13 protein-coding genes are annotated in these 14,382 nt (G+C 67.4%); 11 read left to right on the forward strand and 2 right to left on the reverse strand.

What is annotated here, in order from left to right:
- The first annotated feature begins 9 nt into the window (after positions 1 to 9).
- The 5 genes from KY501_RS04270 (at position 10) to KY501_RS04290 (ending at position 7,632) form a co-directional block, all read left to right on the forward strand.
- Positions 10 to 1,101, forward strand: coding sequence for a spermidine synthase family protein (locus tag KY501_RS04270; protein ID WP_224361222.1), 1,092 nt, complete (start codon positions 10 to 12; stop codon positions 1,099 to 1,101).
- Positions 1,098 to 2,672 carry a spermine/spermidine synthase domain-containing protein gene (locus KY501_RS53860; protein WP_224361223.1) on the forward strand — a complete coding sequence of 525 codons (1,575 nt, stop codon included), beginning with the start codon at positions 1,098 to 1,100 and terminating at the stop codon, positions 2,670 to 2,672. The genes KY501_RS04270 and KY501_RS53860 overlap by 4 nt, the downstream gene beginning before the upstream one ends.
- Positions 2,669 to 4,642, forward strand: a complete 1,974-nt coding sequence (locus KY501_RS04280; RefSeq protein ID WP_224361224.1) for a sulfatase-like hydrolase/transferase — start codon at positions 2,669 to 2,671, stop codon at positions 4,640 to 4,642. The genes KY501_RS53860 and KY501_RS04280 overlap by 4 nt, the downstream gene beginning before the upstream one ends.
- Before the next feature lie 30 nt (positions 4,643 to 4,672).
- Positions 4,673 to 4,999, forward strand: a complete 327-nt coding sequence (gene sugE, locus KY501_RS04285) for a quaternary ammonium compound efflux SMR transporter SugE (protein ID WP_224361225.1) — start codon at positions 4,673 to 4,675, stop codon at positions 4,997 to 4,999.
- A gap of 197 nt (positions 5,000 to 5,196) precedes the next feature.
- Positions 5,197 to 7,632 (forward strand): ABC transporter permease, encoded by a 2,436-nt coding sequence (locus KY501_RS04290; protein WP_224361226.1) that lies wholly within the window; start codon positions 5,197 to 5,199, stop codon positions 7,630 to 7,632.
- A 5-nt stretch (positions 7,633 to 7,637) separates the two neighbouring features.
- On the opposite strand, the gene KY501_RS04295 is transcribed toward KY501_RS04290, so the two are convergent.
- Positions 7,638 to 8,900: an MFS transporter gene (locus KY501_RS04295; protein WP_224361227.1), complete on the reverse strand. Its 1,263-nt coding sequence runs from the start codon at positions 8,898 to 8,900 to the stop codon at positions 7,638 to 7,640.
- A gap of 103 nt (positions 8,901 to 9,003) precedes the next feature.
- On the opposite strand from KY501_RS04295, the gene KY501_RS04300 reads away from it, so the two are divergent.
- Complete coding sequence (locus KY501_RS04300) at positions 9,004 to 9,501, forward strand: MarR family winged helix-turn-helix transcriptional regulator (protein WP_224361228.1); 498 nt, start codon at positions 9,004 to 9,006, stop codon at positions 9,499 to 9,501.
- On the forward strand, positions 9,501 to 10,784 hold the full coding sequence (locus KY501_RS04305) for a S41 family peptidase (RefSeq protein WP_224361229.1): 1,284 nt from the start codon (positions 9,501 to 9,503) through the stop codon (positions 10,782 to 10,784). Before KY501_RS04300 ends, KY501_RS04305 begins: the two co-directional genes overlap by 1 nt.
- A 33-nt stretch (positions 10,785 to 10,817) precedes the next feature.
- On the opposite strand, the gene KY501_RS04310 is transcribed toward KY501_RS04305, so the two are convergent.
- Positions 10,818 to 11,618: an SDR family NAD(P)-dependent oxidoreductase gene (locus KY501_RS04310; protein ID WP_224361230.1), complete on the reverse strand. Its 801-nt coding sequence runs from the start codon at positions 11,616 to 11,618 to the stop codon at positions 10,818 to 10,820.
- Positions 11,619 to 11,713: 95 nt separating this feature from the next.
- Here KY501_RS04310 and KY501_RS04315 point away from each other — a divergent pair, with 95 nt between their 5' ends.
- The 4 genes from KY501_RS04315 to KY501_RS04330 all read left to right on the forward strand — a co-directional run bounded on the left by KY501_RS04315 (position 11,714) and on the right by KY501_RS04330 (position 14,379).
- Positions 11,714 to 12,352 carry a TetR/AcrR family transcriptional regulator gene (locus KY501_RS04315; RefSeq protein ID WP_224361231.1) on the forward strand — a complete coding sequence of 213 codons (639 nt, stop codon included), beginning with the start codon at positions 11,714 to 11,716 and terminating at the stop codon, positions 12,350 to 12,352.
- A 105-nt stretch (positions 12,353 to 12,457) separates the two neighbouring features.
- Positions 12,458 to 13,282, forward strand: coding sequence for an alpha/beta hydrolase (locus tag KY501_RS04320; RefSeq protein ID WP_224361232.1), 825 nt, complete (start codon positions 12,458 to 12,460; stop codon positions 13,280 to 13,282).
- A gap of 68 nt (positions 13,283 to 13,350) precedes the next feature.
- Positions 13,351 to 14,007, forward strand: coding sequence for a response regulator transcription factor (locus tag KY501_RS04325; protein ID WP_224361233.1), 657 nt, complete (start codon positions 13,351 to 13,353; stop codon positions 14,005 to 14,007).
- Positions 14,008 to 14,010: 3 nt separating this feature from the next.
- The gene (locus tag KY501_RS04330) at positions 14,011 to 14,379 is read left to right on the forward strand and encodes a response regulator transcription factor (protein WP_224361234.1); all 369 of its coding nucleotides are present in this window, start codon (positions 14,011 to 14,013) and stop codon (positions 14,377 to 14,379) included.
- The last annotated feature ends 3 nt before the right edge of the window (positions 14,380 to 14,382 follow it).

Raw genomic sequence — 14,382 nt, forward strand, 5'->3', positions numbered from 1 at the left:
TTCCGCTCCATGACAGCCACAGAGCGGCATTCCCCGCCTCCAGGCTCGTGGAGTGGGCTCCTGGCTCCCCTGGCCGGACTGGGGACCGGGGCCTTCACCCAGCTCAACCGGCTCGCCGAGCGGATCACCCCTCCGCCCTCGCGCCAGGAGCTGTGGCTGACAGTGGCCCTGGGAGCCGTGGCCGGAGCCGTGCTCTTCATGCTCGGCCAGCGGCTGGCACGAAGCCTCCTGGAGCGGCTCGTGACGGAGGAATCCGCCCGAGCGTCGGTGCGCGCGAGGCACCCGGCCACGTGGCTCGTCTTCCTCCTCACCGCGGTGGGCGCCACGGGCCTGCGTCTGCCCGGGCCTGTGATGCCGCTGGCGCTCACGTTCCTGTTCCTGATGCTCAACCTGGTGCTGGTGCTGCGTGCCGAGGCGGCCGCGCGCCCGCGCCTGCTGGGCTCCACCGGATGGCTGGGCTTCCTCTTCTTCCTCTCGGGGATGGCCGCCCTCGTCTATCAGGTCACCTGGCAGCGCGTCCTCTTCGCCTCCTTCGGCGTCAACATCGAGTCCGTCACCCTCGTCGTCACCATCTTCATGTTCGGGCTCGGGGTGGGCTCGATGCTCGGGGGAGTGCTGTCGAAGCGCTACCCGGATGCCCTGCCGCGCCTGTTCCTCCTGTGTGAAGTGGTGGTGGGCGCCTTCGGCATCATCAGCATTCCGCTCATCCACGCGACGGGCGCCCTCATGGTCCACAGCTCGCTGCCCGTCATCGCGCTCGCCATCTCCGTGCTGCTCGCGGTGCCCACGCTCATGATGGGGGCCACGCTGCCCATCCTCGTGGCCTACCTGAACCAGCACTTCCAGCACGTGGGCCGCACCGTGGGGCTCCTCTACTTCGTCAACACGCTGGGCTCCGCCGCCTCCAGCTATCTCACTGCCTCTGTCCTCTTCGTGCTCGGAGGCCAGCAGTCCGCCGTGCTGTGCGCCGCGGCACTCAACCTGACGGTGGGCGCGCTCGTCTGGCGGTACATGAAGGCTGTCTCCTCGCGCGGGGGAAACTCCTCGCACGGAGCGCCTCCGGAGCTGCCCGCCGTGGAGCAACAGAGGGCCAGCGCGTGAAACCCATCGTCGCCCTGCTGCTGTCCCTGGTCGCCGGCTACATCGCCCTGAGCCAGGAGATCCTCTGGTACCGCATCATCTCCTATGGCACGGGCGGCGCGCCGAGCGCCTTCGCCTACCTGCTGGCCTGCTTCCTCACGGGCCTGGCCATCGGCTCGCTGTGCGCGGAGCGCGTCTCCAAGAGTCAGCGCCTGCCCGCGCCGGTGGTGCTCGGCTCGCTGTTCCTGGCCTCGGCCATCCTCGGCTACTTCACCCTGCCCGCGACTGCCCGCGTGTTCCAGCTTGGCCAGACGACGGGCACCGCCTACGCGTACTTCTCCGTGGCGCTGGTGGGCTTCCCGGGCGGGCTGCTCTTCCCGCTGCTGTGCCACTTCGGCATCCGCGCCGGGGGAGAGGTGGGCGTGTCCCTGTCACGCCTCTACCTCTTCAACGTGCTGGGCTGCATCCTGGGCCCCCTGTTCACCACCTTCGTGCTGATGGACCTCTACCCGCTGCCGACCATCGTCCTGATGGTGACGGCGGTGGCGCTGGTGGCCGCGGCGGTGACGGTGTTCACCCTGCCCGCTCCCGCTCGCAGCCGCGTGGGCTTCCTCGCCGCGGTGGCGGGCACGGCCGCCGTGGTGGCCGTCTCGCACCACGACCAGTACCAGTTCCTCCTGGAGCGGCTGCACTTCAAGGAGGAGTTCACCGCGGCCAAGCCCTACCGGATCGTCGTGGAGACACGCAGCGGCACCGTCTCGGTGGGCGGCCCCAACGGGGATGACACCATCTTCGGAGGCGGTGTGTACGACGGCGCCTTCAACCTGGACCCGGCCGCCAACGTCAACGGCATCGAGCGCGCGTATATGGTGCCGGCGATCCACCCTGCTCCCAAGCGGGTGCTGGTCATCGGGTTGGCCAGCGGCTCGTGGGCTCAGGTGCTCGCGGAGCACCCCGCCATCGAGCGCCTGGATGCGGTGGAGATCAACCCGGGCTACCTGGAGGTCATCCGCCGCTACCCCGAGCACGCCCCACTCCTGGACAACCCGCGGGTGCACATCCACATCGACGATGGGCGGCGGTGGCTGGTGCGCAACCCGGACGAGCGCTTCGACTTCATCGTGATGAACACCACGTTCAACTGGCGCAGCCACAGCACCAACCTGCTGTCCCAGGAGTTCTTCGAGCTCTGCAAGCGCCACCTCACGCCTGGGGGCGCGGTGCTGGTGAACACCACCGGCGCACCCGAGGTGAAGTACACGCTGGCCCAGGTCTTCCCCCACGTGGTGACGGTGCGCAACAGCGCCGCGGGCAGCGACACGCCCTTCAACCGCACCGAGGCGGAGAAGGAGCAGGCCCTGCGCGCCTTCACCCACCACGGCCAGCCCGTCTTCCCTCCGGACAACGCGAAGCGGGAGAAGGCCCTGCAGACCATGGTGCACATGCCGCTGCCGGACGAGGGAGACGCACTCCGGGCCCGTGGAGACCTGCGGCTCATCACCGACGACAACATGGCCACCGAGTACAAGGCGGGCCTGCACCTCTATGACCCGGCGCGGAGCTGGGGGAGCTTGTGGGGGCGCCTGGAATGAAGCCACTGCCCATCACCCTGGGCCCTCCAGAGAAGGGAGCGCGCGGGCTCGGATCTGGAGCCGTGCTCCTCCTGGTGGCGCTCTTCCTGGTGGGGTTGCGCGGCGTGGTGTTCGCGTCCGACGGCATGGGCTTCTCCGTGAAGGATCTGCTCGCGAACTGGCGGACGAACCCCGTGGGGGCAGTCGGCTTGGTGCAGCTCTTCCTGTCCTCGCTGTGCTTCGAGCTGCTCTCGCTGCTGCTGCTGTGCCGGCTCACGCGCAGTGGCATGGCGGCGCGGTGGCTCGCGCGCGGAGGGCTGCTCGCGCTGCTGTGGCTGAACCTTGCGGGCACCCAGGTGTTCATGGTCATCAACACCTACGCCAAGGGCTTCCAGCTCTCGGGCCTCTCCCTGCCCGAGTTGGGCCGGATGATGGGGGGCTACCTGGAGCCGAAGATGCTCGCGGCGCTGGGGCTGCCGGTGCTCGTCGCGCTCTTCTTCGGGCGAGAGGGCTCGGTGGAGCGGCAGCGCCCGCCGCTCCGCATGCGCGTGCTGTTGCTGCTGCTCATGCTGGCGGCCGGTGGTGCCGTGTACCGGCTCGTGCGCTATCCGCTGGCCGTGCCCGCGGTGGCCCATTCACCACTCACGCTGCTGGTGGTGAACACCCTGCCCGAGCAGCTGGGCCAGGTGCCCCATGGACGGCCCGCTCCCGAGGACTGGGCGCCTTCCACGCGGCTGGAGACCCGCTGGCAGCCGCTCGGCGGGGTGCCGCGCGACTTCAACGTGGTGGTGGTGGTGCTGGAGTCGGTGCGCGCGAGCGTCTTCTGGCCCTCGCCCGACGCGCCACCCATGCCGCACCTGGCGGAGCTCGCGCCCCACGCGGCCGTCTTCACCCGCGCCTATGCGCACGAGCCGCTCAGCACCAAGGGGCTGGAGTCGCTGCTCTTCGGCATCTACCCCTCACCCTACTGGGAGACCGCGGGCGGCAAGTTCCCCGACATCCCGCTGGATTCGGTGGGCGAACGGTGGACGGCGCTCGGCCTGCGCAACGCCTTCATCAGCCACAACGAGGTGCCCTTCATGGGGGAGGCCGGCTTCCTCACCCGGCGAGGCTTCTCGTACTACTCGACCCCCAAGGACATGGCGGAGCTGGACTCGCCCATCACCGACCGCACGCTGGTGAAAGCACTGGACCGCTTCATCGAGGGCGCTCCGGGGAAGCGCTTTGGCGCCATCCTCTGGCCGCACCACACGCACCTGCCGTACCAGTTCCCGAAGCCGATGGAGAACGCGCACCCGCCCAACTCCTTCGCGGCCTACCGGGACGCGGTGGCCTACCAGGATCTCGTCATCGGCGACCTGGTGGAGATGCTGAAGCGGCGCGGGCAATTCGAGAACACGGTGCTCGTGCTGGTGGCCGACCATGGCGAGGCCTTCCGCGAGCACCCGGAGGCGGGCTCGGCGCATGGGGATCGGCTCTTCGACATGTCCGTCCACATTCCCCTGGTGTTCATCAACCCGCGCCTCTTCCACGGCGAGCGGGATGACCGGGTGGTGCAGCAGAAGGACGTGGCGGCCACGCTGGCGTGGCTGGCGGGAGACTCGCGGCCCGTGCTGAACCTGGGCAGCACGGTCTTCCACGAGCACCCCTCGCAGACGGCGTACCTCATCAGCCACCTGGACGTGGCCAGCATGCGAGGCGCGCTGGTGCAGGGTCGCCTCAAGTACATGTACGTGGCCCCGCTGGGGACGAAGGTCGCGGACGAGCGCCTCTATGACCTGGTCGCGGATCCCGGCGAGCGGCACGACTTGTGGCAGGAGCGGCAGGAGGAGGGGCGCGCGCTCAAGGCCCGGTACTTCGGCTGGCTGCAGTACTGGAGCGAGCGGTGGGGCTCCGCGGAGCACAGCGGCGCCGTGAAGGACCGCGAGGCGCTGTACCGTGAGCTCCTGGGCGGCGCTCCGCCCCAGGTGGCCTCACCCGCCGCGGAGTAGCGGGGCGGTGCTCGTGATAGAGAGCACGCCATGCCATGGGTACTCCTGATCATCGCCGGGCTGCTGGAGGTCTGCTGGGCCATCGGCCTCAAGTACACCGAGGGTTTCACCCGGCCCATTCCCACGGTCCTCACGGGCCTGGCCATCATCGCCAGCATGGTCCTGCTGTCGATGGCCGCACGCAGCCTGCCCATTGGCACCGCCTATGCCGTGTGGGTGGGCATCGGAGCGTTGGGCGCGGCGGTGCTGGGCATCGTCCTCTTCCATGAGCAGGTGACGGCGGCGCGGCTCTTCTTCCTCGCCCTGCTGCTCACGTCCATCGTCGGCCTGAAGCTCACCTCGGGCAGTTCCCACTGAGGAGCCCATAGGTTCGGCGGCAACCGAGAGCGCCCGATCCTGGGACGCATGAATCCCGGATGCGAACACCCGGGCTCCCATCCCCCGGAGTCGAGCGATGTGCTTCCTCTGGCCTGCCCTTGCAAGCCGGCCGGTTTTCCAGGCACATACGTTGCACCGTGCCAGCGCCAGGGCACTCGGCCCGGGAGAATGCGCTCATGTGGCAGGATCTTCGCTTCGGCCTTCGGCTCTGGACCCGACACCCCGGGCTGGCACTGACGGTGCTCCTCACGTTGGCGCTGAGTATCGGCGCGAACACGTCCATCTTCAGCGTCATCCACACCGTACTCCTGAGGCCCCTCCCCTTCCACGAGCCGGAGCGCCTGGTGCGCGTGTGGGGGGTGGATGAAGAGCGAGCGAAGCAGGCCCGAGACGCGGGGCGCAATGACTACGGCGTGTCGTCCAACGATCTGCTGGACTGGAAGGCAGAGAGCCAGTCGTTCTCGATGCTGGCGGCGTACGGCAGTGGAGCCGTCTCGCTCGTGAACTCGACAGGCTCGCTGCAGGTGCGCATCGGCTCCGTCTCTCCAGAGTTCTTCCCCCTGCTCGGTGTCACACCGGTCCTCGGCCGCTTCTTCGAGACGGGAAAGGACGGCAGCTCCGAGGACGGCGTCATCGTCATCAGCGAGTCGCTGTGGAGGCGGCAGTTCGGCGCGGAGCGTTCCGTACTGGGGCGCACCGTGCTCGTGGGCGGCGCTCCGAGCACGATCATCGGTGTGGCGCCGCTGGAGCTCGAGCCTCCTATCGTGGAGCGGCGAGGCACCCCGGATCTCTGGCAGTCCCACTCGCTGAATGCCGCGCCCGCGATGCGCGGAGCCCGATGGATGTGGGTGCTGGGCCGCCTGCGGCCGGGAGTCACGGTAGCCCAGGCGCAGGAGGAGCTCGACGCCATCAACCAGCGGCTCGCGAAGGACTTTCCCGCCACCAACACCGGCCAGCGGGCCCTGGTCATGCCGTTGGCGGACTCCATCGTCCAGGAGATCCGCCCGGCCCTGCTGCTGCTGTTCGGCGCGGTGGGCTTCGTGCTGCTCATCGCCGGCGCCAACGTGGCCAACCTCCTGGTGGCCCGCTCCGCCATGCGCCATCAGGAGCTGGCCATCCGCGCCGCGCTGGGAGCGAGCCGCGGCCGACTGCTCCGCCAGCTCCTGGTGGAGAACGTCCTGGTGGCGCTCGCAGGTGGAGTCCTGGGGCTGTTGCTCTCCCTGTGGCTCACGGATCTGCTCGTCTCACTGAGCGGCGGGCGGTTCCCCCGCATGCAACAGGTGCACGTGAACCTGTGGGTGCTCTGCTTCGCGCTCGGGGTATCACTGTTGACGGGACTGCTCCTCGGCGTGCTCCCCGCGCTGCAGAGCTCCCGGCTGGCGCTCCAGGCCACCTCTGGAGCCGCGGGACGCACGGCCTCCGTGGGACGTGGGCAGAAGTGGACCCGGCAATTGCTCGTCGCGGGGCAGGTGGCGCTCTCGCTGATCCTCCTGGTGGGAGCGGGGATGCTGCTCCAGAGCTTCTGGCGGCTCCAACAGGTGGACCCGGGGTTCCAGCCCGAGCAGGTGTTGATGCTGGAGCTCACCACGCCAAGGCCCCAGACCACGCGCCCCGAGCAGGTGCTGGCGACCTCTCAAAGACTGGTGGACGAGGTGCGAGCACTGCCGGGCGTGATCGGGGCCGGCACCATCAATCTGCTGCCGATGGGTGGGGTGAACTCGTGCCAGCCCGTCATCGTGGAAGGGCATCCTCCAGCGTCTGGGCTGCCCCCTTGCGCGGAGGAGCGCACGAGCAGCCCTAACTACTTCCGGGCCATGGGCGTTCCCCTGCTGTCCGGACGCCTGTTCGACGCGCGTGACACGGAGAACCAGCCGCGGGTCGTGGTCATCAACAGCACCATGGCTCGCCGCTTCTTCCCGCAGGGAGAGCCGCTCGGCAAGCGGATCAGCGTGGGGAACCCGGCGCGGCCCACCTGGTTGGAGGTCATCGGGGTGGTGGGAGATGTGCGGCAGCTCGGGCTCGACAAGGAGCCCTCGCCGGAGCTCTACCAGTCCCAGTTCCAGGTCCCGGCGTGGCAGTACACGCTGGTGGTGCGTGCGGACCGCGACACGGACGCAGTACTGGCCGCCATCCGCAATGTGGTGCGGCGCATCGATCCGGAGATTCCCCTGTTCAACGTGCGCACCGCGGAGGCGCTCCTGTCGGGGGTCATGGCTCAGCCACGCTTCCGGGCCTTGCTGCTGGGCCTGTTCGCCGCGCTCGCGGTGGGGCTGGCCGCGGTGGGGATTGGAGGCATCGTGTCCTGGTCGGTGGCTCAGCGGACGCGGGAGATCGGCATCCGGATGGCGCTTGGCGCACGGCCCGGGGACGTGCTGCGGCTGGTGATGGGACAGGGCATGGCGGCGGTGCTCGCGGGTGTCGCGGTAGGCCTCATGGGCGCGCTCGCGCTCACCCGGGTGATGGAAGGGCTGCTCTTTGGGCTGAGCACCACCGACCCCATGGCCTTCACCATGGGCGTGGTGGCACTGACGGGGACGGCGCTGTTGGCCAGCTACCTGCCGACCCGGCGTGCGCTCCGCATCGATCCCGTGGAGGCATTGCGCAGCGAGTAGAGGCCTCAATCGAAGCGGTGGTGCCGCTGGGTATCCCGCATGAGGCTGTAGACGAGCAGCGAGCAGAAGATGCAGCCCGTCACGTACCAGAAGAACCAGGACTCATGACCGGACAGCTTGAGCCACGTGCCCACATACTCGGCCGACCCGCCGAAGAGGGACACCGTCAGCGCATAGGGTAGCCCCACGCCCAGGGCTCGGATGTTCGCCGGGAAGAGCTCAGCCTTCACCACGGCGTTGATGGACGTGTAGCCCGACACGATGACCAGGGCCGCCATCACCAGCAGGAAGGCCGTGAACGCATCGCGCGCCTGAGTCAGCGCCGTGAGGAGCGGCACCGTGCACAGCGTCCCCAACACACCGAACCCCATCAGCACGGGCCTGCGGCCCACCTTGTCCGAGAGCAGGCCGAGCACCGGCTGCAGCAGCATGTAGAAGAAGAGGGACGCGACCGAGATGAGCGTGGCCTGGTCCCGGGACAGCCCCACCGTGTTGACCAGGAACTTCGGCATGTAGACGGTGTACGTGTAGAACGCGAGCGTCCCGCCCATGGTCAGCCCGACGACGAGGGCGATCTCCTTCGGGTGGCGCAGCAGCTCGCTCATGGGCTGATGCGTGGCCTTCTTCGCCGCCGTGGCTTGGAAGGCCTCCGTCTCGACCATGTTGCGGCGCATGAAGAAGCCGACCACCGCCAGCGCGGCGCCACACACGAAGGGAATGCGCCAACCCCATGCCTCCAGTTGCTCGCGGGTGAGTACCAGGCGCTGCAGCACCAGGAGCGTCACCGTCGCCAAAAGTTGGCCCATGATGAGGGTGACGTACTGGAAGGAGCTGTAGAAACCCCGGTGCCGCGAGGTAGCCACCTCACTCAGATAGGTGGCGCTGGTGCCGTACTCCCCGCCGAGCGAGAGCCCCTGGAGCAGCCGGGCCAGGAGCAGCACGCTCGGCGCCAGCACGCCGACCTGCGCATACGTCGGGCAGACGGCGATGACGAGCGACCCCAGGCACATCAGGAAGACGGACAGGGACAACGCGGCGCGACGCCCCCGCAGATCCGCATAGAGCCCCATCAACCATCCGCCAATGGGACGGATGAGGAAGCCGAGCGCGAACACACCGGCCGAGTTGAGCTGTTCGACCAGGGGGTTGTCGCTCGGGAAGAACGCCTTCGCGAAGTACAGCGAGAAGGCCGAGTAGATATAGAAGTCGTACCACTCGATGAGGTTGCCGACCGAGCCACCGAAGATGGAGAGCAGCCTCTGACGCACGCTGGCATCTGACCTCACCGAGCCCCGCTTGAACAGAGCCCCGCTTCGGGCCCTTGCAGACTTGCTTGCGCAATTTATAACAGCGCTTATACATCCAGGCACGATGAAGGCTCCTCCCCCTCCTCCTACGCTCGGCACGCTGCTGAGGCACCTGGTCGAGACGCTCGACGATGCCGTGGAACAGGCCTATGCGCGCGCGGGTCTCGACTACCGTCCGCGCTACACCCCGGTCGTGCGCGCACTGATGGCGCTCGGGCCCACGTCCATCCGGGCAATCTCGCAGAGTGCCGAGATGACCCACTCGGCGGTCAGCCAGACGGTGTCCCAGATGGCGACACGAGGGCTGGTCCGCCTCCAACCCGGAGAGGATGCACGCGAGCGGATCGTCGTACTCACTCCCGAAGCCGAGACGATGGTTCCCGCGCTCGAGCGCCAGTGGGCAGCGACCAACGCAGCGGCGGCGGCCCTGGAGGGTGAGCTCTCCGCTCCTCTCTCCCAGGTGCTGCGCGAGGCGATCGCAGCCCTGGAACGCCGGCCTTTCTCGGACCGGATCACCGAGGCGGCGGCGAAGTTGGAACGATCTACCCGGAAGGTGCGTTGATGACTCTGCGTTTCGTAGCGATGGCAATCGCCGTTCTGCTCTGTGGCAGCGCCGCAGCGCAACCTGCTCCATTGTCCGCCACCGACCGCGCCAAGGCCCTGCAGGCGATCAAGGCGGAGTTCGAGAAGTCCTATGTCTTTCCCGAGATGCGCTCGCAGATCGTCCAGCGCTTGAATCAGGCGCAGCAGGCCGGGCGCTACGAGCAGGACAATCCGCTCCTGTTCGCCGAGCGCATCACCGAGGACCTGCGCGGTGTCAGCCATGACAGGCACCTGTCGCTGCGCTTCGACCCGGCGCAATACGCCGCGGCCCTGGCGCCCAAAGCCAGCGATGCAGGCGTAGAGGCCTTCATGCGCAGCCAGGCCATTCGCCACCATCATGGGCTGGCCGAGACGAGGATCCTGCCCGGCAACATCCGCTATCTGAAGATCACAGGCTTCGAGTGGGTCCGGGACGAGACGGGCTCGGCCTATGACGATGCCATGCGGTTCTTGAAGGATGGCGACGCGGTGATCATCGATCTGCGAGGCAATGGCGGCGGAGATGCCGCGGCGGTCCAGTACCTGACCAGCCACTTCCTCGATGAGGACACCTTGCTGCTGACCTTCCTGAGCGGGGCGCAGTCACGGACACTGAACCACCTCCCCGCGGGACGGCTGAAAGGCAAACCCCTCTACGTGCTCATCGACGGGGGTGTGGCCTCGGCCGCCGAGGAGTTCACCTACCACGTCCAGCAGTTCAAGCTGGGGGAGCTGGTCGGTGCCAGAACGGCAGGCGCGGCCAACAACAACACCCTCGTGCCCATTGCTCCGGGCTTCCTCCTCAGCATCTCGGTGGGTCGACCCGTTCATGCGATCAGCCACACCAACTGGGAGGGCGTGGGCATCCCCCCCACCGTGGAAGCACCTCCCGAGAAGGCGCTAGACGTCGCCCAGTCACTGGCCTTGAAGCGGCTGGCACAGGCTCCAGGTGTCGCTCCCCCCGTGCTTGCCGAGTACGCCTGGGCGGCTGTCTCGGTCGAGGCTCGCCGCAATCCCGTCTTTGTCTCCCCCGCTCGGCTGAAGGCGCTGGCAGGCCGTTACGGTACAGCCAGCATCTCCCTGCGCGACAACGCCCTGTGGCTGACCCGCCCCGATCGCCCCACGCGGCGCCTGTCACCCCTGACGGCCGACGGCCTGTTCGCCGTCGAGGGCGTGGACATGCTGCGCGTGCGCTTCACAGCCCAGGGGCTGGAGCTGCTCTGGCAGGACGACCCCGCTCCACTCCTCTACTCGAAGAGCTAGAACCGTTCTCCCGAGATTGAGCGTCACTCCGCCTCACCCCACGGTCGGAGTGGCGCCGCCGTCGATCCTCAGGGTGGTTCCCGTCATGAAATCGCTGAGTGGGCTCGCCAGGTAGCAGACCGCCGCCGCGATATCCCTCGGCTGTCCCAGGCGCTCCACGGTCTGATGGACGACGTTCTTCAGAACATACGCCTGGCCGGCCCTGGGCTCAGCGGTCCCCACCTGCTTCTGCGCTACTTCGACGAACCAGGAGTCGAGCTGGGGTGTATAGATCAATCCCGGCATCACCCCGTTGGAAGTCACGCCTGTTCCCGCGAGCGCCTTCGACAGGCTGAGCGTGAGGTTGTTCAGCGCCGCCTTGGCGGCGGCATACGCGCCAAACTGGGCGTGAGGCGAGATGGCGTTACGTGACGAGATCTGGATCACCCGTCCCCAGCGACGCTCCCTCATCCCGGGCACGAAGGCCTGGATCAGCCGGACCGCTGCGAGCGTGTTGTGACGGTAGCTCTCCCCCCATTCATCCAAGGACGCATCGAACCAGGTCGAGTGCGCCACGCTGGCGGAGCCGCCCACGTTGTTCACGAGGATGTCGATGCCGCCAAAGGCCTGCCGTGCCGCCTCGATCGTGGCCGTGATTCCTTCATCCGTGGTCAGATCGCCCAGCGCTGTTGCCGCCTGGCCTCCAGCGGTCTCTATCTCCCTGGCGACAGCCTGCACTCGAGCCTGATCGCGCCCGTGGATGACCACCCTCACTCCCTCGGCAGCGAGCATCCTGGCGATCTCGGCTCCGATACCAGAGCTGCTACCCGTCACGAGCGCCCGTCTCTCCTTCATCTGCATATCCATCGGGATTTCCTTCTCGGCCAATAGTCTACAGGTGTAGACTAACAAGCGCGGCGAAGTTCGCAAGCAAGTCTACAGGTGTATGCATGAGCACACGAATCTCCAGGAAGACAGGGGCTGGCCGGACTCCACGGCGCCCAAGGAATGCGGAAGCGACCCGGCAGGCGATCCTGCAGTCGGCCCGCCTGGCCTTCACGCGTTCAGGCTATGACGGCGTGGGTGTTCGGGAGATTGCCCAGGGGGCTGGGGTGACGGCCATGCTGGTCAACCGCTACTTCGGCTCCAAGGAGCAGTTGTTCGAAGAGGTCGTCGAGGTGACGTTGTCCGCGCCCGGCATCCTCACGAGCCAGGTCACGGCGGGGGGCCGGGAGCTGGCAACACTCAGCCGGAACGTCGCCGATGCGCTGGTGGCGAGAACAGCTCCGGAGGCCACTCCCATGGACGGTTTCCTGCTCATGCTCCGCTCGGCGGCGAACGAGAGCGCCGCGAAGATCCTCCGCAGGAAGTTCACGACGCACTTCGAGAAGCCCCTGGCGGACATCCTTCCAGGAGTCAGGCCCAGTGAACGCGCGGCCATGTTCCTGGCGATCATCGCGGGCTTTCAGGTCCTGCGGCAGGTCGTTGGAATTCCTGGGTTGCTCGACGCCGAGCCAGCGGCTCTCTCCGCCCGGCTCCAGGTGCTGTTCGACGTCTTGATGAATGAGGATCCCAGCTCCACTGCCTGAGTCCTGGGGCTATACCAAGGTTTAGTTCTCCCAATCCCACGTAGAATGGGCTTTGGAACTGCTCCCTGGCATCTTGCTCCCATCAACGCTTCTGGAGGTTGCGCAATGCCTGCTTCCACCCCTTCTAAGACGATCATGCTCATCCACGGCGCCTGGCTGACGCCCATCTCGTGGGATTCGTTCCGCACCCACTACGAGGCCAAGGGCTTCACCGTGCACACGCCGTCCTGGCCCTACCTCGATCGGAGCGTCGAAGAGCTCCGGGCCAACCCTGATCCGCGATTCGCCAAGCTGAACCTCAAGGACATCGTCGATCATTATGACGCCCTGATCCGCGCCCTGCCGGAGAAGCCCATCCTGATCGGCCACTCCTTCGGCGGGCTGATCGTGCAGATGCTGCTCGATCGCGGCCTGGGCGCGGCTGGCGTCGCCATCGATCCCGCTCCCCCCGCCGGCGTCCTGGCACACCCCGTGGCCGTCTGGACGTCCCGGAACGTCTTCACGACGTGGAACGCGTGGAACCGCGCCCTGACCATGAGCTTCGAGGGCTTCCGCGAAGGCTTCGCCAACACCCTGCCGGAATCCGAGCTGCGCCCGGCCTACGACAAGTTCATCGTGCAGACTCCGGGCCGCATCTTCTTCCAGGCCCTGTTGGGCAAGGGCTCGAAGATCAAGTCCCCCAACCCGGAGCGCCCGCCCCTGCTGCTCACGGCCGCGGAGTTCGACCGCACGGTGCCCCCGCCGATGGTCCAGGCGACCACGAAGAAGCAGTCGAAGTCGCCGTCGAAGACCGAGTACAAGTTCTTCCCGAACCGCTCGCACGTCCTGTGCCTCGAAAAGGGCTGGGAAGAGGTGGCCGACTTCGTCCTCGACTGGGCCGTCGAAGCGGCCGGGTCCCACGTGCCCGCCGCGTCCGCGAGCGCGGCGTGAGCCCCCACGCCCTGGGCCATACCCTCGTATGATTGTGGAGGGCTTCTTCCCCATGCCAAGGTGCCGGCATGAGTGAGGAAGCCGTCATCCACATCGTTGACGACGACAGCTCGCTGCGGACAGCCCTGCAGACCCTTCTCCGCTCTGTCGGGATGAAGGCCAGGGCCTACGATTCGGTGCGCTCCTTCCTCGATGCCGAGCGGGGGAACGCTCCCGGTTGCCTCCTGCTCGACGTGCGCCTGCCCGGAACCAGCGGGCTCGACTTCCAGGGGCAGCTCCACTCGCTTGGCATCGACCTCCCGGTGATCATGATGACCGGCCACGGAGACATCCCCATGTCGGTGCGCGCCATGAAGGCGGGCGCGGTCGACTTCCTGCCCAAGCCCTTCCGCGAGCAGGATCTGCTCGACGCCGTGGCGCTCGCGGTGGAGAAACATCGCAGCCTGCGCTCCGAGCGCGAGGACCTGGAGAGCCTGCGCAAGCGTTTCGACAGCCTGTCCCCGCGTGAGCAGCAGGTGATGGCGCTCGTGACGCTCGGGCGGCTCAACAAGCAGGTGGCCGCCGACCTCGAGCTGAGCGAAATCACCATCAAGATCCATCGCGGCTCGGCGATGCGGAAGATGGAAGCGGAGTCCCTGGCCGACCTGGTGCGCATGGCCGAGGCGCTGAAGCTCCCAAGGACCCTGGACGCGGCCCTTCTCTATGTCCATGCGCGCAAGCCCTAGCCCATGTCTTCCCAAGCCCTCATCTCCGTCATCGACGACGACGCGTCGGTCCGCCAGGCGGTGATCAGCCTGCTGCGGTCGCTCGGGTTGAAGGGGTTGGGCTTCGACAGCGCCGAGGCTTTCCTGGAATCGGGAGAGCTCCAGAGCACCAGGCTGGTCATCACCGACATCCACATGCCGGGCATGAGCGGAATCGACCTCAAGCGGGAACTCGATGCGAAGGGTTCCACCGTGCCCGTCATCATGATCACCGCCAAGACCGAGGAGGCCGTCCTCCAGCGGGCACGGGCGAGCAACCCGTCCTACTTGCTGAAGAAGCCCTTCGATAGCGACGAATTCGTCGCTTGTGTCGAGCGCGCCCTGGCGTTGTAAGGT

It is taken from the genome of Hyalangium versicolor (assembly GCF_020103695.1).
Lineage (GTDB): Bacteria > Myxococcota > Myxococcia > Myxococcales > Myxococcaceae > Hyalangium > Hyalangium versicolor.